This is a genomic window from Actinomyces oricola (assembly GCF_004104015.1).
Classification (GTDB): Bacteria; Actinomycetota; Actinomycetes; order Actinomycetales; family Actinomycetaceae; genus Actinomyces; species Actinomyces oricola.
On record NZ_RYFV01000004.1, the window covers coordinates 33001 to 52955 of the forward strand.

Consider the following 19955-nt stretch of genomic DNA (forward strand, 5'->3'; position numbering starts at 1 on the left):
CCAACCGACCGCGCCAACGTCTGTCTTCACCATGAGCACAACCCCGCGAATCCTCGTCATCTCCTTCTCGCCAATCCACCGCGACTCGCGGGTGCTCCGCGAGATCTCAGCCCTTGCGCACCATGGGCGGGTCACCACGGTTGGCTACGGCACCCAGCCCGCCGGATCAGCCGAGCACCTGCGCATCCCCGACAGGGCCCTCTCCTTGCCCCAGACCCCCAGCGGGGTCCTCACGTTGGCCCTGCGGCGCTTGAAGCGCGCCGAGATGGCCGCACCGGGCACCAAGGCGGCCCTCAAGCTCCTGGAGGGACGCCGTTTCGACCTGGTAGTGGCCAATGACGCCCGCGCCCTGCCGCTGGCCTTCGCCGTGGCCCACGGGGCGCCGATCTGGGCCGACATGCACGAGTGGGCCCCGGAGGAGCGCACCCACGTCACCTCCTGGAGGCTCCTGGTGGCGCCGCTCATGGACCACATCTGCCGCACTTATCTGCCGCGCTGCGACGCGGTCACGACCATTGGCCCGTCCATTGCCGACCTCTACCGGGAGCACTACGGGGCCACGGCCCGCATTGTGCGCAACGCCGCTCCCCGGGCCGACCTGGAGCCCGGCCCATTGGCCGCCGACGGCGCCATCCGCCTGGTCCACTCCGGAGGCGCCGTCCCCGGTCGCAGCATTGAGACCATGATCGACGCCGCCAGGCTCCTGCCCGACCACTTCACCCTCGATCTCTACCTAGTTCCCGGGGGCGATGGGGGCCGGTATCTGCGTAGGCTCCAGGAGCGCGCTCAAGGCTGCGACCGCATCGCCTTCCACGCCCCTGTGCCCCCCGCCGAACTGCCGGCCACGCTTAACGCCTACGACGTCGGCGTCTTCTGGATTCCGCCGTTCAACACCAATGCGCGCCTGACCCTGCCCAACAAGCTCTTCGACTTCGTCCAGGCCCGCCTCGCCCTGGCGGTGGGCCCCACCATGGAGATGGTCAGGGTCATTGAGGAGTTCGGCCTCGGAGTGGTCTCCAAGGACTACTCGCTGGACTCAATCGTGGAGACCCTCTCCTCTTTGACTCCCCGGCAGGTGGCCGACTACAAGCGGGCCGCGCACTCAGCCGCCGACATCCTCTGCTTTGAATCAGAGATGGCGACCATTGACCGGATTGTCACCACTCTTCTCAACCGCACCTGACCAACACTGGCGCTGGAGCCCAGCGCCCGAACGCCCCGGCGCCGGCTCAGCTAATGCAATTGCCTTCGGCGTCAAAGCTATTGCGGTGGCCCTCCTCGCCGAAGATCGGCTCGAAGGGGGCTTTGAGCACCCACCAGTCCCGATCCTGGTTGAACTCGCCGCAAGCGGTAATTCGGTACACCGAGGCCTCCCCCGAGGAGGCGACTAGCTCAAAACCGGTGGAGGTGTCCACATTGTAGAGGCCCGGGGAGCGCTCCTCGACGTCTATGCCGGGGACGGTGCCGGCCGGGGCGGCGTAGTAGTAGCCGATCCGGTAGTGCCTGACCACCTCGCAGATGCGCGGGTCCGTGTCGAGGTCGACGAAGTGCTCGGCCAGCAGCAGGGCGTCGGTGTCCAGTGGCCGATAGGTCATGTGAGGGAAGACCGAGCGCAGGCCGGCCATGACCTGAGCGTAGGCGGCGCCGGCGGCGGGGTCCCCCAGGACCATGAGCGTGGGGTCTGTGCGACCGCGCAGGGAGGTGATCATTTCCGCCTCCTCGGTGTTCAAGATGCGCACCAGAACCAAGGAGCTCGGGTCGTAGGAAGAGCCTGAGACGTCGTAGCGGCCTGGGGAGGCCCCGAGCCCAGCGGCTAGGAGCACCAGCGCGCAGCACACGGCCACCACCTCCCGGGGGCGGCGCAGGCGGACTCGTAGGGTTCTGCCCCCAATGCTCCAGTTCACCTCGTGACCGGCCCTGCCCTCCACCCTCTGGAGCGCCTTCTCCACGCAGGCCGCCGCCATCAGGGCGATCGCCGGGATAATGAGGGGGATAATGCGGTAGGGGTCGTTGTACCACAGACCAGTCAGGGCGGTCAGCGGCCCCAGCGGCAGGTAAGCGGCCACCAGCAGCATCATGGGCAGGCCCCACGCCCAGGCGATCCAGCGCTGCTCCCGCTCCCTGCAGGTGATCACCAGCCCGGCGCAAATGACGAGGACCTGCACCAGCTGAGTCAGAACCATCCCAGCGCCACCACTGCCGAAGGGCCACAGGGTGACCATGGAGCGCAAGCGATTGAACAGGTTCGTGACCCCCGCATAGTTGGGACGGGCCAGCCTCGCCATGAGGTTCGGCTCGGCAGCGGCCAGGGCCACAATCCCCAGCACTATGAGGCAGGCGGAGGCCAGCAGAAGTATGCGCGTCCGGGCCCCCACCCGGCGCCACACGAAGCGGTGGACAACCCCCACAATGGTCACGAGCAGGGGCAAGCCGGTCAGGAGGATTGAGACAAGGGCGGTCGGATAGGTACTGACAGCACCCGCCAGAGAGGCGAGGAAGGCGAGCAGGCCCAGAAGCGCGCGCCGTCGTCCGGCCTCACCGGTCATCCGCAGCAGGCGCACCGCCCGGCACAGCAGGGCCAGGGTCGCCGGCAGGACCGCGTAGCCCAGGGCGTTGGGCCACAACTGGCGGTAGGCGAGCATGAACACCGGGTAGGAGGGAAGGAGCGCCGTGGTCAGGACAGCGACCGTAGGCGCCCACCGGGACCTGGGGAAGGCCTCGCGTGCGAGTCCGGCAATGCCCAGGACCCAGATGAGGGGCACCAGGACCACGAGCACATTGGTGACCTCCACAATGTGATCAGGGCCGGCGACGGCGGCAACCAGGGCGTGCCACATGAGCGGGTAGTAGGCGGGGATGGCCCGCAGACTAAAGGACCACGAGGCACCGGTGAGCAGGGAGGCGTCGCCGGTTTGGGTAATGGTCCAGGCGAGGTTGTAGTGGAACACCGAGTCGATCTGCTGAGCGGGCAGCGCCGGATCCCACTGGTCGACAATGGGCAGGGCGGTGAGCAGGGCGGTCACCAGGCAGGCCGCCAAGGTCAAACCGGTGGCGCCCGGAGGCGGTGAGATGAGAGCAACCGGGGGTGAGGCGGTCAAACGCCCCAGAACCACTCGCGCTATGAGGGCCACGGCGAGAAGAACCACCACCGTGCCCGCCATAAGACTCATGAGGTTGAAGTGCACATCGAGGGCGCCCAGCACGAGCCCGACAGCGGCCATCACCCCCAAGGACAGCGGCGGCGCGGTCGCCACCGACAGGAAGCCGCGAAAGCCGATAATCCGCAGCACCAGGTAGCCGGGGACGGTCAGCAGGAGCATGAGCATCAGGGCGTACCCGCTAAGAGGAGCCCATGCGGTAAGGACAGACATTCTTCGGTGCTCCCAGTAGCAGCTCAGAACCTGAAACATCGTCACCTTAGCGGACAGACCGCCCCACGACTTCCACAGCGGCATCCGTAACCCACCGCCGCCGGTGGGTTACGGGGCCAGAAGGCGCTGAATGCCGCCACAAAGCGGCCTGGCCGCAGGAGCGCACCGAGTCGGACCGGTGCACAATGAGAGCGACCTCTCCCCCAACACGCACTCCCCTTCCTTGCCCTGGGCGACATCCACTGACCATTTAAGGATAGGTGGACGTCGCACAAGGCAAGCACAAAACATAGGCAGAAGAGGAAGGATCGGAAGAGGGATGAGAGGATGGGCGGCTGACGGCGGTCGGGCCGTACCCGCACACCCCGTTAGCCGGTGGCCCCGGTGAGGACGTCGCGCACCGTGCGCGCCCGGTCGGCCCAGGTGTTGGACTCCGCCATCCTCCCGGCGGCCCCGGCCCGGTCCGCGACCTCCTGGGGGTGGTCGCGCAAGTGGATCAGGAGGTTGGTCAAGGCCGAGCGCTCGTGGTCGACCACCCACCCCACGCCATTGGCCTCCACGATTCTGCCCGCCTCGGTGCCCCGGGTGGCGATAATCGGCCGCCCATACCCGATGTACTCGAAAAGCTTGACCGGCACCGCAATGTCACGGTAGGCGGATGGACGTACCGCGAGGACGCCAATATGGCTGCCCGCGTAGAGGGGGGCCAGCTCGCCGGCATGCTTGTGGTGCACGCTGACTGCGGCACTGGAGAGCTCCGGCATGGTGTGCACAGCCGCCTGCCACTGCTCGGGGCGGGTCACCAGGTCCAGGTGCACCCCGGGGACCGAGGTGAGGGACTGGAGGAACACGCCCAGGTCGTAGTGGCCGCCCAGTCCCCCTACGTAGACCAGGTTGAGCCCGTCGCCCCGCGGCGGCAGCCCCAGCACTCGGCCGGGGTCGGTCGCCGGGGGCAGTGCGGAGAAGGAGTCCCCCCCTCCGAGGCCGACCAGCTTGGACATGGGCTCGGAGGGCAGAAAGAAATGGACCTTATTGCGCCGATAGCCGACCAGGTCAAGACGTTGTAGGGCCGGGATCAGTGCCCCGCGCACGCCGCTGCTGCGCGTCTCGGGGACCCGCCAGTAGGCGTCCCGGTAGAACACTCCCACCGGGACGCGATGCCGGTGGGCCTGCCGCATAATGGCGTAGTCGAGCCGCGGCGCGAAACCGTCCTTGACGCTGGTGGCCAGGGCGTTGGGCTGGGTGGAGTTCTCCGAGTAGAGCAGTTCAAGGCGCGTGCCGGCGCGCAGCCGGGAGCGCAGGTCGCGCAACGCGGCCCGGCGCTGAGCCACGGTGCCGGTGAGGTCAACGACCTCGTAACCGAGGTCCATGAAGGCCTGGCGCATCCTCAAGGGCCGTAGCCGGGAGGCGGCGGTCGGATTGGGGTCCAGTGGGTAGGGGGCGTGGAAGGCCATGAGCGGAGGACTGCTCACTGCTCACCTCCGGGGACGAGCCCCTGGGCCAGCTCCAGGAGGTGGTCGGCCAGGTCGGGGTACTGCGCAGCGGCATTGAACTCATCTCGCCAGGTGGTGTGGGCGGCCGTGCGCATGTGCCGGTAGCGGTCCTCACTGGCGTCGGCAATGTCCGCAATGGCGCGGGCAATGTCGTGGCCGGTGGCGGCGGCCGGCACGAGGCGGCCGTTGACGCCGTCGGCGACGATCTCCCGAACGCCCCCCACATCGGTGGCCACAACGGGCAGGGCGGCGGCCATGGCCTCCATTATCGACACCGGCACCCCCTCACCGGAGGAGGTGTTGACCAGCATGGAGTAGCCCTCCTGGGCCAGTAGGCGGCGCACCCGGCTATTGGGCACATAGCCGAGCAGTTCGATATGAGCACCAGGGGCCTGTTCCTCGGCGTAGGCGCGCAGCGCCGTCAGGCGCTCCTGGTTGCGCTCACCAATGTGGGTCCAGCGCACCGCGCGGCCGGCGCGGTCAAGGACCCCCACGGCATCGGCCATGCGCTCGACCCGCTTGTAAGGAGCCAGGTGGGAGCAGGTCACCAGGTGCAGTGGTTCACGGCGGGCCGACCCGGGTATTGGCCCGGTGTCCGCCGGCCCCACCGATGGGGGCACTCCCAGGTGGCGCACACTCACGGCCGCGGCCCTCCCGTTGCCGCGATAGGGCTCCAGGAATGCGGCGGCGTACTGGGAGATCGGGTAGATCTCGTCCAGACCGCTCACGAGCCGGCGGCGGGCGGGCACATGTTCTTGGGGGGCGTCGGCCTCGTCGACGTCGTAGGCGTGAGCCCGTGACACGGCGATGACGGGACGATCGTGGGTGGCGCGCAGCATTTGGGCCAGGCCGGCGCAGTGGTGCAGCCAGTACGCGTAGGCCAGGAAGGGGCGGCCGGCCAGCCGCTCACGGTAGAGGCGGGTGCGGGTGAACAGTTCGTGGCGCCACAGCACGTCAACGGCGAAGTGGAGCTCGCGCACCGCACAGGTGGGGTTGGATTTCCCGGCCGGGCGCTCCACCCGCCCGGGACCGATGAGCAGCCGGCGGGCATAGCGCGCGGCGCGCTGCTTCCACGTCCGACCGTCATTGAGGGGCAGCAGGACGGCGGTCACATTGGCCGGCATGGTGCGGGTCTTCGTGGCCCCCACCCCCAGCCGCATGGGCACCACCCACACGGACTCAAAGCGTTGGGCGAGATAGTCGATCTCCTGCTCGAAGAACTCCTCACCGGTCTCAAAGGGGTAATAGTCGGTGAAGACCACCAGGGGCACCTGGGACACCTGCACTCACCTCACTGCTCACACGGCGCCTCGCGCCTGGCCGTCACCGTCATTGTCACACGCCGTCACCGGCTTGGGCGCCGGAGCGCGCACCGCTGCCAGTCGGGTCGCCGGTCAGGTCAGCGCCCCCAGCGCCCGTGCGGTCGCCGCGGTCGAAGCTGCGGGCCGCGGCCAGCGCCATGACCACCATGCCCGCTAGCAGGGCCGCCATGAGCCACCCCAAGACAATGATTGAGGTCATGAGCTCCAGGGGGCTCAGCCACATCCAGGTCAGGGGTGCCACGCAGTAGACCACCGCAAAACCCAACAGTTGGCTCTGCTTCTCAGTGACTACGAAAATATTGGATACCGGGGAGGTGAGCACGTTCATGAACAGCCATGGCGTCAGTGCCCGGGCGTAGTAGCCGGCGTCGTGCCAGGTAGAGCCGAAAACCAGGGGGAAGAGCCAGGGCGCCAGAATGTACAGCAGCGTAAAAGGCCCCAGGGCCGCCAGGAAGGCGCGCATCAGGACGGTGCGCACCAGTGGTGTCATGGCGCCGGGCTCAATATCGGAGAGTTTCTTGAGGAAGACCTGGGCTATTGAACCGGCAATGAGCCCCACCGGCACCTGCATAATGGCCCAAGCCAGCTGGAACTGCCCCAGGGCCGCCACTGAGGCCGCCCCAATGAGCAGATTAAGGCCGTTGTTGCGCAGCGAGTCGACAATGGCGTTGGGGCCGTTGAGCAGTGGCATTCTGCGGTAGCGGTAGGCCATGGCCCGCAGGCCAGGGGCGCCGTCGCCCAAGGGCTGGCGCAGTTCGGGTGTGCGCCGCCACAGCCCGGCCAGGGTGATGAACTGGCCAAGAATAGTGCCAATGACAATGGCCGCCAGGCCCCCGTGCAGCAGCAGGCCCATGCCCAGCTGGCAGCCCGCAGTCGCAGTGGACTGCAGCACCCGGTTCTTGGCAATGGCGCCGAAGCGCCCTTGACGAGTGAGCCAGTACTGCAGGTTTGCGATCTGGGCGACCAGGAAGACGGTCAGGCCGGAAACCATGAGCCACCAGGTCAGGGCCTCCGAGTGGTGGTAGTGGTCGTGCAGTAGTTGAGCCCCCACCACGCACACCAAGGAGGTCAGCAGGGAGGAGGCGATAATGCAGCGTGAGGCCAGCCGCAACAGGACGCGGGCGGCCAGGTCGCTCTTGGGCAGCATAATGGCCAGGTCGAAGCGCATGGCCGCGAAAGTGATAACAAAACCGGTGATAGAGCCGTAGACGCCGAATAGGCCCTTGTCAACATCGGAGTAGACGCGCGCAATGAAGACCTGGAGCACCAGGGTAATGACCTGGGCGGTCGCCGTGCCGGACACCAGGGTGAGGATGGCGCCGAGCACGGGGCTGCGACGCCCCAGCTCACGCCATGTCTGGGAGATCGAGCGGGCCATGTGCGCCATTGAACCACGCCCGCCCCGAGCGGCCACCACCGCACCGGCGATGGTGGTAGCGATGGCGATGGTGGTGGCGATAATGAACGGGCGCTGCCGTGCGCGGCGCCTCGCCCCGCACACAGTCAGGAGCCCCATGGAGCACTACCGTCTGGAGTTGACCTCCTCCACGTGGACCGGCGACGCCACCGGCCACACCCGCCTGTGGCGCCCCTACCGGGCGACCTGGGACACGGAGCGGGACGCCACCGCCGCCCCGCGGGATCTGAGCGGGGAGTGGACGCGGATCACAACCGACGGCGGCACTGTGCGCCTGACCACCGACCGCCTCCGCTCCCACCACCTGCTCTTCGCCCACGTGGACGGCACCTGGGTGGTCAGTGACGATCCGGTGCGCATGCGGGCCCTGATTCCCTCCTGGCGGCGCGACACCGAGGCCTGCGAGGTCTTCCGGCACACCGGCTTCACCGTGGGCACCCGCACCCTGGTGCGCGGGGTGGGCGCTACTCCGGCGGCCAGCACTGTCGAGCTGCGGCCGGACGGCTCATGGGACCAGGCCCTGTGGCAGGACTACTGTTACACCAGTCCTGAGGTGACCCGGGCCGAGGATTTCTCCGAGCGCTTTTCCCGGGCAATGGACCTGGTGGTGGGGCGCCTACTGGAGCGCGCCGGGGACCGTCAGCTGGTGGTGCCACTGTCGGGCGGATTGGACTCGCGACTGCTGGCGGCGTGGCTGGTGCGCCTGGGCGCACCCAGGGTGGTGACCTTCACCTACGGCAAACCGGGCGGCCGGGAGGGGGTGATCTCCCGCCAAGTCGCCAGGGCGCTGGGGTTGCCGTGGTTCAGTGTCGACCTTGACCCGGCACGGGTGGCGCGGGCCTGGGCCAGTCCCGAGGGGGCGAACTTCCAGGAGCTGACCTGGGGCCTGACCTCGCTGCCCCACGTTCAGGACTGGTACGCCCTGCGCGCCATCCACCGCGACACCCTGGTGGAGCATGACGCAATCTTCATCCCCGGGCACACCATTGTGGGCAACACTCACGACGAGGACGTCCTGGAGCGGGACTCGGCCCCCACCCGTGAAGAAGTCCTCACCCTCATTGCCCGGCATCACGCCTCCCTTCAGGGCCGGCCGGGGTCCTTCCGCAACCTTCCACTGCTGCGCCAAGAAGTGGTGCGCGCCGGCCGGGAGTGCTCCTGGCCGGGGCCGCGCGCCGCCCAGGAACTCATTGAGTGGTTCAACCTGCGCGAGCGCCAGGCCAAGTACATTAACAACTCGATGAAGGGCTACGAGGCCTTTGACTATGGCTGGGCCCTGCCCATGCTCGACAATGAGATATGGGCCTGCTGGCTCTCAGGATCCCAGGAGTTGACCAGCACTCGGCAGTGGTACGCGGACTTCACCGCACAGGCCTTCGACTCAGTCGTCGGCACGGCCCCCGCCGGCACAACCCCTGAGCTCTTCACCGCGCCCCGCACCCATCTGCCTCCGACCCCTCGAAGGGCGGCACTGGCGGTGCTGCGCGCCACCGGCGGGGACCGGCTGTTGTCCCGCTACCGCTCAGTGCGCACCATGCTGAACCACCCCATGGCCTTCGAGGCCTTCGCGGTAGGCCTCCCGCGATCCACGCAGGCGCTGCGCATGGCCGCGGGGGCCACGAGCCTGGGCCTGTGGGCGAACCTATTCCTGGCCAACGCCTGGGGTGCGGACCTGGTTCCCCCGGACTGAGCGCCTCCCCGCTGGGGGCGTGCTCGGCGGGCACAGCCCTGTCAATGCAGTCCCGTCAATGCAGTCCCGTCAATACAGCTCCGTCGAATACGGGGCCCGCCGGATGCGCCCCACCGGGCGTGGCCTTGTCAGATGCGGGATCCGCCACCCCCTGCCCGGAGCAGCCCCGCCCGGAGGCGGCCCGGTCTGGGATCCCCGGTCTGGGATGCGCAACTCGCTCAACCGCCATGCTGGTGCACCGGAAGGGCCCCCGAGCGCCGGGCGGCCCGGGCTTGGCCGCGAGCCCGGGCTTGGCCGCGATGCGGGTCTACTGACTTAATGCGGGCCCCCGAATACCGGGCGGCTCAGCAGGCGGTCGACGGCTGCGGCGGGCGAATGGTGCTCGGCCACCCACTGGCGGCCCCCATTGACGCGCTCGCCGTTGAGCACCTGCCCCACCGCCTCGACAATCGCGTCCACGGCCTCGGCGGGTGCCACTGGCCCGGCGAGCACGGGGACGTCACGGGTGGTGGGGTGGGCGCCGTCGTACCACTGAGGGTTGAGGGCCATAATGAGGCTCACGCCGCTGCCGATCGCCTCCAGTTCAGAGACCCCCATGCAGCCCGTCATCTGTCCGATGGCCGCTGTGCCTGAGGCAATCCACCGCACGTAGGCGCCATGGCCCATTTTGGGCAGTAGCTTGACCCCGTGCGCGGCCGCCTGCCCGGCGTCCTGCCCCCAGTCCAGCCCCTCCAGGAGGAGTGACCCGCCGTAGGCGCTTCGCAGGGCCGCCAGCACGGCGATCTGCATGGCGCCGCCCTTGGAGGCGTCCCAGCGCGAGGGGAAGAGGAAGCGCGCTGGGCCGTCGGCGGCTACCGCCTGTGGGATTTCGGTGGTGTCCACAATGACGGGCTGGAGGGTTGCCTCCTGGCGCAGTCCCGCCACATGCTCGGCCAGGTCGGGGGTGGTGTAGTAGACGTCGCACGCCTCAAGAACGGCGCGCCGAACCAGCGGGGCGTAGCGCTCCTCGTACTGGCGCTGGCGTATGTCACTGCCGTGAAGGTGGAGCACATAGGGGCGGCGCAGCCACCGGGTGTGGGCGGTGACGGTTGCGCCGTGCACGTCAAGCAGGTCGGTGCCCAGGGCGCGTCGAGCCAGTCCTGTTTCCCAGGCGGCGCCCCGCAGCGCCCGGCGCAGTGCCCGGGTGCGCGCCGACCAGCGGGGATCGGTGCGCGCCGTGTCGTACAGGCTCCAGTCCAGGCCCCGCGACCGGGCCTGGCGCACCAGGGCGCTGCCAATGCGGGCTATGTTGTTGACGTGGAGGACCTTCACCACGGGCCCCCTCAGGTGTGGCGCCCCAGGACCAGGTTGGCCCCGCGCTGCGCGGTGGCCGCCGCGGAGTGGTGCTCCTGGACCCAGGCCCTCCGGTGCCCGGCCCGGGCGCGGCGCTCAGCGGGCGGGGCCTCAGCGGCCTCCAGTGCCGCGAGCATGGCTTGGGCGACTCCCTGGGCATCGTAGTCCTGGGCCCAGCCCAGGTTGAAGGCGGGTAAGTCGGTGCGGGCGGGCCCCGGGCCGGCGTAGATCACCGGGGTTCCGCAGGCCAGCGCCGCGAAGATCTTGGTGGGATAGGCGAAGTCATAGCCCAGCCCCGGGCGGATCGACACCAACGAGGCGACGGCCCCGCGCTGCCATGCGGCCGCCTCCTGCGCCGGCACCAGGTCGTGCAGATGTATGCGTGGATCCTCCCCGGCCTGCTCCCCCAGCGCCGCCCAGTCGCTGCCCTGACCGAGGAAGACGAGCTCGGCCTCGGGACGGGTGCGGTGGACCAGTCGAAGTGCCTCAATGAAGATCCCAGCGCCCTGCCACTCCGAGGCGGTGCCGGCGTACAGGAAGTACGGGGCCGCCGGGGCGTCGGGGGCGAGGGCGCCCTGCGGGCTGAAGGTCTGGGTATCAATGCCGTTGACAACAGTGGCCACGTGGCGCGCGCCCAGCTGTGCCGCCCGCTGCGCCACGCCGTCGTTGACCGCCAGAACAACGCGCGCCCCACTCACGGCGAAGCGCTCGACCAGGTTGACAGCGCGCACCACCCACCCGGGTGCGCCCGTGGAGGCGGCGGCGTCGGACCACACGTCCGCGGCGTAGTAGGCGTAGGGCACGCCGCGCAGGGCGGCAACCACGCGCACCACCGCCCCGGTGGTCGGCGGCGGCTCGGCCACGATAATGTCAGGGCGCCTGGCGGCCACCAGCCGTGCGGCCAGGGGGATGTCGAAGCTCATGTACTGGGCGTAGCCGCGGATATACCCGCTGGCGTCGCGCAGTGCCGGCAGGGAGCGCACGCTCACGCCCCGGTCCTGGGGTGGGCGGACTCCCGGCGGCGTGGAGGTGTAAACCGTCACCTCCACGCCCTGGTCGGCCAGTGCTTTGGCGAGGCCGTGCAGGCGCAGCGCCGCGGCTGCGGGCTCAGGGGCGTAGAGGCGGGTGGCCAGAGCCACCCGGCCGCCCGGCCCCCGGGCCGGGCGGCGGGCGGCGGCCACGGCCGCGCCCACTGCCCCGGCCGCCCCCAGCGCCAGGAGCAGCGCGCCCCGGTTCACAGTTCGACCGTGCGGTTCTGGGCCGCCGCCTCCAGGACGGCCTCGACGACGGCCAGGGTGGCCACGCCCTCGGCCATGGTGACGTGCTCGGAGCCGACCCCGAGCACGGCGTCCCGGAACCGCTCCTGCTCCAGGGCCAGGGGCTCGCGCTTCTCAATGGCGTAGCGGATGACGTCGCCCTCTGAGACTCCGCGGAAGTTGGCCACCTGGTCCCAGGTATGCGCCACGGTGCCATTGGCGTGGAAGGTGAGGTCCCCCGTGAGGGTGTCGGCCACGAAAGCGCCCTTCTCCCCGGTGACGATGGTGACGCGCTCCTTGAAGGGGGTCAACCAGTTGACCACGTGGGAGGTAATAATGCCGTTGGCCAGGCGACCGGTGGCCACCACCATGTCCTCATTCTCACGGCCCGAGCGGTGGGCGACCTGGGCGCTGACGGAGATGAAGGGGCTCCCGGCCACCCAGGCGGTGAGGTCGACGTCGTGGGTGGCCAGGTCCTTGACTACTCCGACGTCACTAATGCGGGCGGGGAAGGGGCCCTGGCGGCGGGTGAGGACTTGGTAGACCTCACCGAGCTCACCGCGATCCAACCGCTCGTGCAGGGCGCGCAGGGCGGGGTTGCAGCGCTCGACATAGCCGACAGCGCCCACGACCCCATTGTCGGCGAAAGCCTGGGCGACGCGCCTGCCGGCTTCAATGCTGTGGGCAATGGGCTTCTCGACCATGGTGGGCACGCCCGCGGCGGCCAGGGCCAGGGCCACCTCCTCGTGGTAGGCGGTGGGCACGGCCACCATGGCGGCATCCAGTCCGGCATCAATCAGGGCGTGGACATCGCCGAGGACCGGAAGGGGGCCGGCGACACCGAAGCGGTCGCCGCCCGGGTCGGCCACCGCCACCAGGTCCATGCCCTCGGTGGTGCGAATGACGCGGGCGTGGTGGCGGCCCATGGAGCCCAGGCCTATGAGGCCCACGCGCAGGGGGTTGTTCGCGGTGCCCTTCTGAGTCGGGTTCGCACTCATCTCAGGCACCCGCCTTCGCCACGGCAGTCACGGCCCGGACAATGCGCTCCAGGTCGTCCTGGCTCAGTGAGGGGTGGACCGGCAGGGAGAGGCACTCGCGGGCGGCCCTCTCGGTGCCGGGCAGCTCCAGGTCGGGGGCGTAGGGGGCCAGGGAGTCCAGGCGGTGGTTGGGGATCGGGTAGTACACGCCGGTACCGACCTGCCACTCCTCGCGCAGAGCCTTCTGGGCGGCGTCGCGCTGGGCGCCGGTGGCCCCCTCCAGGCGGATGGTGTACTGGTGGTAGACGTGGGTGTAGCCCGCGGGCACGTGCGGGGTGACCACACCGGCCACACCGGCCAGCCCCTCGTCCAAGACGGCCGCGTTGGCCTGGCGGGTGGCGGTCCAGCCGGCCAACTTGGTCAGTTGGACGCGGCCGACGGCGGCGGCCACGTCGGTCATGCGGTTGTTGAGGCCCACGACCTCGTTGGCGTACTGCCTCTCCATGCCCTGGTTGCGGATGAGTCGGCAGCGGCGGGCAAGATCGGCGTCGCCGGTAGAGATCATGCCCCCCTCCAGACTGGTCATGTTCTTGGTGGGGTAGAAGGAGAAGGATCCCCAGGCTCCGAAGGTTCCCACGGGCTTGGAGTCGATGGCGGCGGCATGCGCCTGCGCGCAGTCCTCGAAGACCTGCAGGCCGTGACGCCGCGCAATGTCCATGATCTCGGGCATGCTTGCGGGCAGGCCATAGAGGTGGACTACCTCAATGGCCACCGTGTTCTCGGTGATGGCGGCCTCCACCGAAGCCGGGTCGAGGGTGAAGGTGACCGGGTCAATGTCGGCGAAGACCGGGGTGGCCCCGGAGATCGCCACGGAGTTACCGGTGGCGGCGAAGGTGAAGGAGGGAACGATGACCTCGGCACCCTGCGGGAGCCGGCACGCCAGGGTCGCCACATGTTGGGCGGAGGTGCCGGAGTTGACGGCGACGCAGTGGGCGCCGGCGACCACCTGGGCGGCGAACTCCTCCTCGAAGGCAGCCACCTGGGGGCCCTGGACCACCATGCCGGAGGCCATGACGGCGTCAACGGCATCACGCTCCTCCTGGCCGATGACTGGCTTGGCGGGGGGGATGAAGGTGCGTTCCATTAGTGGCGAACCTCTCGGATTGTGTTCTCGGACTCTTCGTACAGGGTGCCGGTGACCGGGCAGCGCCAGCGGGCGGGACCGTCGGGGCCGTCACCGGATTCGACCGCCACCAGCGGCTCGCCGGCTCGTCCCACCCAGGCTATGCGCCGGGCGGGAACACCCGCGACCAGGGCGTGGGCGGGGACGTCCTTGGTGACCACGGCCCCGGCCGCCACCGTGGCCCAGGCGCCAATGCGCACCGGGGCCACGCACACCGCGCGCGCCCCGATAGAGGCGCCCTCCTCAATGGTCACACCGACCGGCTCCCAGTCGGAGGCTGATTTCAGCGTGCCATCAGGGTTGACGGCGCGGGGGAAGTGGTCGTTGGTGAGGGTGACCGCCGGACCAATGAAAACGCCGTCGCCCAGGGTCGCCGGCTCATAGACCAGGGCGTAGTTCTGCACCTTGCAGTTGTCGCCCATGCGCACGCCCTCGCCTATGTAGGCGCCCCGCCCAATGACGCAGTTGCGGCCGACAACGGCGTCCTCGCGCACCTGTGCCAGGTGCCAGACGCTGGTCCCCTCTCCAATGACGGCCCCGGGCGAGACATCTGCGGACTCAACAATGCGGGTGGCCACGGCGGCTCCTGTGGTTGGTCGACCTGTATACCGCCACAACTGTGAGGCCAATGGTCAGGCCAGCGGCTCCACCATCCTACCCAACCGTCGTCCCGGGTCACCGGCGGCCACCGCCACGTGCAAGAATGCAGCGATGGCAACACAGAGCAGCCCCAGCCCCGCGGCCGCACTCCCCGAGGACCCCCGCCCCGGCCCGGTCACGGACGCCTGGCTCGTTGTCCCCCTGTACAACGAGGCCCAGGTGGTGCACGAGGTCATTGCCGAGGCGCGCCACATCTTCCCCCACATTGTGGTGGTTGACGATGGTTCCCGAGATGGTTCGGCGCGCCAGGCGGAGGCCGCGGGCGCCATTGTGGTGCGCCACCCCATTAACCTGGGGCAGGGGGCGGCCCTGCAGACCGGCTTCACCTATGTGTTGGAGCGCACCGACGCCCAGTACGTGGTGACCTTCGACGCCGACGGGCAGCATTCGGCCGCGGACGCGGCGGCCATGGTCGCCCGGGCCCGCGCTGAGGGTCTGGCCATCGTCCTGGGATCCCGCTTCCTGAAGGGACCCTCCCCCGTGGGTTGGCTCAAGCGCCTTATTCTGCGCACCGCCGCCTGGGTGAGTTCACGGACCTCGGGCATGCGCCTGTCCGACGCCCACAATGGGCTGCGGGTGCTGCGGCGCGACGCCGTCGAGCGCCTGGACCTGCGGCAGAACCGGATGGCGCACGCCAGTGAGATCATCCGCCAACTGGGGGCCACTGGCCTGCCCTGGAAGGAGATGCCGGTGACAATCGTTTACACGGACTACTCGCGCGCCAAGGGGCAGTCGCTGTGGAACTCGGTCAATATTCTGGTTGACCTGGTCTTCTCCTGATCCCATGTTGAGGAGTGGCATTGTGAGCTCTCGGATCATTATCCAGATCGTCCTGGTCATTGCCGTGGCGGCAATGGGGTGGATGATGCTGCGCAGCCCCTCCGGGGCCCGCCATCAGGCATCGCGGCGCCTGATCACGCTCGTTTTCGTGGTCTTCGCCGTGGTCGCCATTCTGGTGCCCTCCCTGACCACCCGGCTGGCCCACCTGGTGGGCGTGGGGCGCGGCACCGACCTGCTCCTGTATTCCCTAGTCGTCGCCTTCCTGGCGCAGATCCTCTCCTCCTTCCGGCGCAATGCGGCCATGGAGCGCAAACTCACCCACCTGGCGCGCCGGGTGGCGCTCGACGCAGCGCCGGATCCCTTCAATCCCCTCAATAATCTCAATAATCTCAATAATGAGGGCCGTCATTCAACGCCGGACCAAGCCCACCAGTCCCAGCCGCACTAGCCCGGCGGGGATCAGCGGGCGTCGAGATCAGCGGGCATCGAGGAGAGTCCCCCGCTCCTCCTCGCGACTCGGGCGATAGGCGCTGATCAGCGCCGCGAGGCGCGCACCGCGACCTCCTCGCGCAGCCGCAGCCCGCCGCCAATCACCCAGCGCACCGGCGCCTGCCAGAGGGCGGGGTGGGCGGTATTGATGTAGCGGCGCGCCGAGGCGTGGTGGGCGCGGATCATCTTCTCGGGGCGGGCCTTCCAACTGGCGCCCTGGTCGTGGACGACAACCGCCTGGGGCACCTGGACATTGAGCCAGCCCGCCCGCGCCACCCGCGCCCCCAAGTCCACGTCCTCGAAGAACATGAAGTACTCCTCGTCGAATCCGCCCAGGGTGCGCCAGACCGCGGCCGGCAGGAGGAGGCAGGCCCCGGAGAGCCACCCGACGGCATGGACGCCGTCGGAGTTGGCGCCGTGGTAGGCGGCTGAGAAGGGGTTGGAGGGCCACACCCTGCCCAGGACGGCGTGGCCGGCGCCTTTGAACAGGGACGGCAGTGCACGCCCCGAGGGGTAGACGGTGCCGTCGGGGTTGAGCAGCCGGGGGCCCAGGCAGCCGGCGCGGGGCTCGTCGTAGGCGGCGTCGATTAGAGCGTCGAGGCTGCCCGGCTCCCAGACAATGTCCGGGTTGGCCACCACCACCCAGTCCTCGCTCAAGTCGGCGGCCGCCAGGTTCGCACCGCCCCCGTAGCCGTGGTTGACGCCGTCGCTGACCACGCGCGCACCGTGGGCCTGCGCTGCCGCGTGCACCACGTCATGCTGGGAACCATTGTCCGCAATGACCAGGGTCAGGGGCCTGCTGGTGGCGGCGCGGGTCGAGGCCAAGAAGTGCTCGAGCTCCTCACCCGGGTTGTAGGCGACCGTCACGACGCGGACGCTCTCGCTCCCCCCCTTCCCTGGATCGTCCAGGCTCCTGCAGGTCGTCTCCCGGCGGCTGGGGGCAGAGCTCTCGGTGTTCTCGGTGTTCTCGGTGTTCTCGATCACGGCACTGAGACTAACTGAGGCCAACGGAGCATTCCGGCACTGGAGACCTCAAAAGGCACCGGAGCGAACCTCGGCGCCCCCTGTTGGGCCCGCCGCGCGGCGCCCGTGGCAAGTTTCACGGCAGAACCATGTGTGAGTCGGCTCAAACCGTGCGGGCAAACGCCCATACCTTCCCTATGATCGGAAGCGTGTCGACTCATACCAAGCCGCAGGCGCGGCACTCCTCCAAGGACCTTGGGCGCCACCTCGCGCGCAAGATCCTTCTGTGCTGCTTCACCGTGGTGTTCTTCCTCACCTCGGCGGCGGCGCTGGCCTACTACGATCTGCAGTCCCAAGTAAACCGCGTCGACATTGGCGAACTGCTGGGAACCGACCGCCCCACCCGCCCAGACGGGGAGGGCGACTCCTATGAGGGCAGGGCCGTCAATATTCTCATCCTGGGCAGCGACTCCCGTACCGGGGCCAACAACGTTGATGGCTCGGAGGGGACCGAGGATGTCCTGGTCGCTCGCTCGGACACCGCCATGATCATGCATATTTCGGCTGATCGGACGCGCATAGAGGTGGTCTCGATCCCGCGCGACACCATGGTCGATATTCCCTCCTGCAAGACCGCCGCGGGAGAGACCACAGAGGAATGGGAGGACGCCCAGTTCAACTACGCGTTCCAGACCGGCGCCGGTGAAGGTGACAACAAGGAAGCAGTCGCCGCCGGCGCCGCGTGCACTATCAGGACCGTTGAGAAGATGACCGGGATCTTCATTGACGAGTTCATGGTGGTCGACTTCAACGGCCTGTCCACCATGATCGATTCCCTGGGCGGTGTCAACGTTTATGTCGATGAGGACATTGACGACGCCGACTACACCGGCCTGGTTCTGCCGGCGGGATGCCACCACATGGATGGGACTATGGCGCTCCAGTACGCCCGAGTGCGCCACGGCGTGGGAGACGGCTCCGACCTGTCCCGCATCTCCCGCCAGCAGAATCTCATGAGCGCCATGATGCGCACCGCCAAGCAGAAGAATCTGTTGACCGACGCCGACGAGTTGTACTCCTTCGCCCGTGATGCACTGGGGTCGTTGACGACCTCGGAGAAAATCGGTGAGCTAACCACGCTCGCAGGCCTGGCCCAGTCCATTCAGGCCATTGGCATGGACAAAATCACCTTCGTCACCATGCCCTACACCCCCTCCGACTGGGACCCGAACCGTGTTGTCCCCAGTCCTGAGGCCGACGCGGTCTGGGACGCTCTCATCCATGACAAGCCGGTGCCCGAAGAGTCGGTCTCAACCACCGCCGATGGGCCCGTTCCCGGCGCCTCCGCAGAATCGACAACCTCTGAGGCCGAGTCCACCGATGACACGCAGACCGACGACCCCGATGGCTCCAGCAGTCAGACCCAACCGCCTTCGGGTACTGCTACCGCCACGGATGACCCTGCGGCCCAGTGCCGCTGACCGAGGAGAGCGCCTATGACTCCTTCTGCGGGCTCAGACGGATCCCTCCCGCCCTCCTACGCCGCCAACTCAGGCAGCCCGTCGCGGCGCCGTCGGCGCACTGAGGACTCCGACGGCGCCTGGCCCGCGGCCGTCCCCCCGCCGGGACGCGACGACGGCGCACAGCCCTTGCCGCCATCACACCCGGTGGCCCACTCCCCGGCGCCGGCCCCAGGCGGTGGGGCAAGCCGGCGCCGTTCCCCCGCACCCGGCTCACGCACTCCCGGTGACCGGGCCCGCCGCGGCGCCGGGGGCCCGGCTCGCCCGGCTCATGGTGCCAGCCGGGCCCGGGAGGGCTCCTCCGCAGTCCCGCTCGGCCAGGACCCCGCCCCCGAGCCGGCGGAGCGCACCCAGGTCATGCCGGTGGGGGCCGTGCGCCCCCACCAGGCGGCGGAGCACCCCCCACCCGGAGCCACGTACGGGTCGCCGGCCCCCGAGACCGCCCCGCCCCCCGTGCGCCCGGGGGAGGCCGGGCCCGAGGTCCGGCCGGCGCGCCCTGGGCGCCGCCGTCGACGTTTTCGCCCACTCAGGTGGGTGGCGATCGTCCTGGTACTCCTCATCGCCCTTATCGCCGGGCGCGTGGCCTGGCTCGTCCACGACGTCAATTCCAAACTGCAGCGAGTGGATGCGCTCTCGGGCGCGGCGGACACGCCCGGGCAGACCTGGCTCATTGTCGGCTCTGACGCCCGGGGGGATGGCGGTGTTGCTGATGACGGCACCGAGGGGGCCCGCGCGGACTCGATCATGCTGCTGCACCGGGCCGAGAACGGCCAGGCATCACTGACCTCCCTGCCACGGGACACCTACGTGGAGATCCCCGGCTATGGGGGTGACAAGATCAATTCCGCCTACTCCTACGAGGGCCCAGCGCTGCTGGTGCAAACGGTCGAGTCCCTGACCGGCCTGACCGTGGACCACTATGTTGAGGTGGGCATGGGCGGAGTCTCGCAGATGGTTGATGCCGTTGACGGCGTTAACGTCTGCCTGGACTACGACGTCGATGACGCCGACTCCGGGCTGCAGTGGGACACGTCGGAAGGCACCTGCCAGGACGTCGATGGGCAAAGGGCCCTGGCCTACTCCCGTATGCGCAAGTCCGACCCCACCGGCGACATTGGCCGCGGCCTGCGTCAGCGGGCCGTCATTAACGCGGTCGTGGACAAGGCGGCCTCATGGCAAACGGTGGTGAACTTCCCCCGGCAGGACGCCCTCGTCGACGCAGGCACCCAGGCGTTCACAGTGGACCGGGACACGAACTCCGTTGACCTGGCGCAGATGGTGCTCGCTTTCCGCGCCGCCTCGAGCAGCGGCCTGACCGGGGCCCCTCCAATTGAATCCCTGGACTATGAGCCCGGATGGGTTGGTTCGGCGGTGCTCCTGCAGGACACGACAGCGCCCTCGTTCTTCGCGGCCTTGCGCGACGGCGAGTTGACCGTCAACGACTTCAACCAGGGTCCCTGAGAAGGCCTTGATCCTCTCAGCCCTGGTCGTGGGCTCCTAGT

General features: G+C 68.9%; 16 protein-coding genes. 6 read left to right on the forward strand and 10 right to left on the reverse strand.

Features of this window, described 5'->3' with window-relative positions:
• Positions 1-31 precede the first annotated feature (31 nt).
• Entirely contained in the window at positions 32-1183 is a 1152-nt protein-coding gene (locus tag EUC46_RS02515) for a glycosyltransferase (protein WP_128772629.1), read from the forward strand.
• Positions 1184-1229: 46 nt separating this feature from the next.
• Here the strand turns inward: EUC46_RS02515 and EUC46_RS02520 are convergent, their stop codons facing one another.
• The 4 genes from EUC46_RS02520 to EUC46_RS02535 form a co-directional block, all read right to left on the reverse strand.
• The gene (locus tag EUC46_RS02520; protein ID WP_128772630.1) at positions 1230-3371 is read right to left on the reverse strand and encodes a DUF6541 family protein; all 2142 of its coding nucleotides are present in this window, start codon (positions 3369-3371) and stop codon (positions 1230-1232) included.
• A 368-nt stretch (positions 3372-3739) separates the two neighbouring features.
• Positions 3740-4843 (reverse strand): glycosyltransferase, encoded by a 1104-nt coding sequence (locus EUC46_RS02525; RefSeq protein WP_241655347.1) that lies wholly within the window; start codon positions 4841-4843, stop codon positions 3740-3742.
• Positions 4840-6144: a glycosyltransferase gene (locus tag EUC46_RS02530; RefSeq protein ID WP_128772631.1), complete on the reverse strand. Its 1305-nt coding sequence runs from the start codon at positions 6142-6144 to the stop codon at positions 4840-4842. The genes EUC46_RS02525 and EUC46_RS02530 overlap by 4 nt, the downstream gene beginning before the upstream one ends.
• A 55-nt stretch (positions 6145-6199) precedes the next feature.
• Positions 6200-7702 (reverse strand): oligosaccharide flippase family protein, encoded by a 1503-nt coding sequence (locus EUC46_RS02535; RefSeq protein ID WP_241655348.1) that lies wholly within the window; start codon positions 7700-7702, stop codon positions 6200-6202.
• Between EUC46_RS02535 and EUC46_RS02540 the strand changes: the two genes are divergently transcribed.
• Positions 7701-9293 (forward strand): asparagine synthase-related protein, encoded by a 1593-nt coding sequence (locus tag EUC46_RS02540; RefSeq protein ID WP_128772632.1) that lies wholly within the window; start codon positions 7701-7703, stop codon positions 9291-9293. The genes EUC46_RS02535 and EUC46_RS02540 overlap by 2 nt on opposite strands.
• 315 nt (positions 9294-9608) lie before the next feature.
• Here the strand turns inward: EUC46_RS02540 and EUC46_RS02545 are convergent, their stop codons facing one another.
• Genes EUC46_RS02545 through EUC46_RS02565 form a run of 5 tightly spaced genes read right to left on the reverse strand, consistent with a single transcriptional unit; the run spans position 9609 to position 14619 of the window.
• A complete protein-coding gene (locus EUC46_RS02545; RefSeq protein WP_128772633.1) occupies positions 9609-10604 on the reverse strand; it encodes a glycosyltransferase family protein in 996 nt (331 codons plus the stop codon).
• A gap of 11 nt (positions 10605-10615) precedes the next feature.
• Positions 10616-11863: a glycosyltransferase family 4 protein gene (locus EUC46_RS02550; protein WP_128772634.1), complete on the reverse strand. Its 1248-nt coding sequence runs from the start codon at positions 11861-11863 to the stop codon at positions 10616-10618.
• The gene (locus EUC46_RS02555; protein WP_128772635.1) at positions 11860-12879 is read right to left on the reverse strand and encodes a Gfo/Idh/MocA family protein; all 1020 of its coding nucleotides are present in this window, start codon (positions 12877-12879) and stop codon (positions 11860-11862) included. Before EUC46_RS02555 ends, EUC46_RS02550 begins: the two co-directional genes overlap by 4 nt.
• A gap of 1 nt (position 12880) precedes the next feature.
• Positions 12881-14002, reverse strand: coding sequence for a DegT/DnrJ/EryC1/StrS family aminotransferase (locus EUC46_RS02560; protein WP_128772636.1), 1122 nt, complete (start codon positions 14000-14002; stop codon positions 12881-12883).
• On the reverse strand, positions 14002-14619 hold the full coding sequence (locus EUC46_RS02565) for an acyltransferase (RefSeq protein ID WP_128772637.1): 618 nt from the start codon (positions 14617-14619) through the stop codon (positions 14002-14004). The genes EUC46_RS02560 and EUC46_RS02565 overlap by 1 nt, the downstream gene beginning before the upstream one ends.
• 133 nt (positions 14620-14752) lie before the next feature.
• On the opposite strand from EUC46_RS02565, the gene EUC46_RS02570 reads away from it, so the two are divergent.
• Positions 14753-15481 (forward strand): glycosyltransferase family 2 protein, encoded by a 729-nt coding sequence (locus EUC46_RS02570; protein ID WP_128772638.1) that lies wholly within the window; start codon positions 14753-14755, stop codon positions 15479-15481.
• Between the two features lie 22 nt (positions 15482-15503).
• Positions 15504-15929: a DUF2304 domain-containing protein gene (locus tag EUC46_RS02575; RefSeq protein WP_128772639.1), complete on the forward strand. Its 426-nt coding sequence runs from the start codon at positions 15504-15506 to the stop codon at positions 15927-15929.
• Positions 15930-16015: 86 nt separating this feature from the next.
• On the opposite strand, the gene EUC46_RS02580 is transcribed toward EUC46_RS02575, so the two are convergent.
• Positions 16016-16879 carry a glycosyltransferase family 2 protein gene (locus EUC46_RS02580; protein ID WP_128772728.1) on the reverse strand — a complete coding sequence of 288 codons (864 nt, stop codon included), beginning with the start codon at positions 16877-16879 and terminating at the stop codon, positions 16016-16018.
• 263 nt (positions 16880-17142) lie between these two features.
• Here EUC46_RS02580 and EUC46_RS02585 point away from each other — a divergent pair, with 263 nt between their 5' ends.
• Positions 17143-18414 carry an LCP family protein gene (locus EUC46_RS02585; RefSeq protein ID WP_241655349.1) on the forward strand — a complete coding sequence of 424 codons (1272 nt, stop codon included), beginning with the start codon at positions 17143-17145 and terminating at the stop codon, positions 18412-18414.
• Between the two features lie 15 nt (positions 18415-18429).
• Positions 18430-19914: an LCP family protein gene (locus EUC46_RS12665; protein WP_206645868.1), complete on the forward strand. Its 1485-nt coding sequence runs from the start codon at positions 18430-18432 to the stop codon at positions 19912-19914.
• Positions 19915-19955 lie beyond the last annotated feature (41 nt).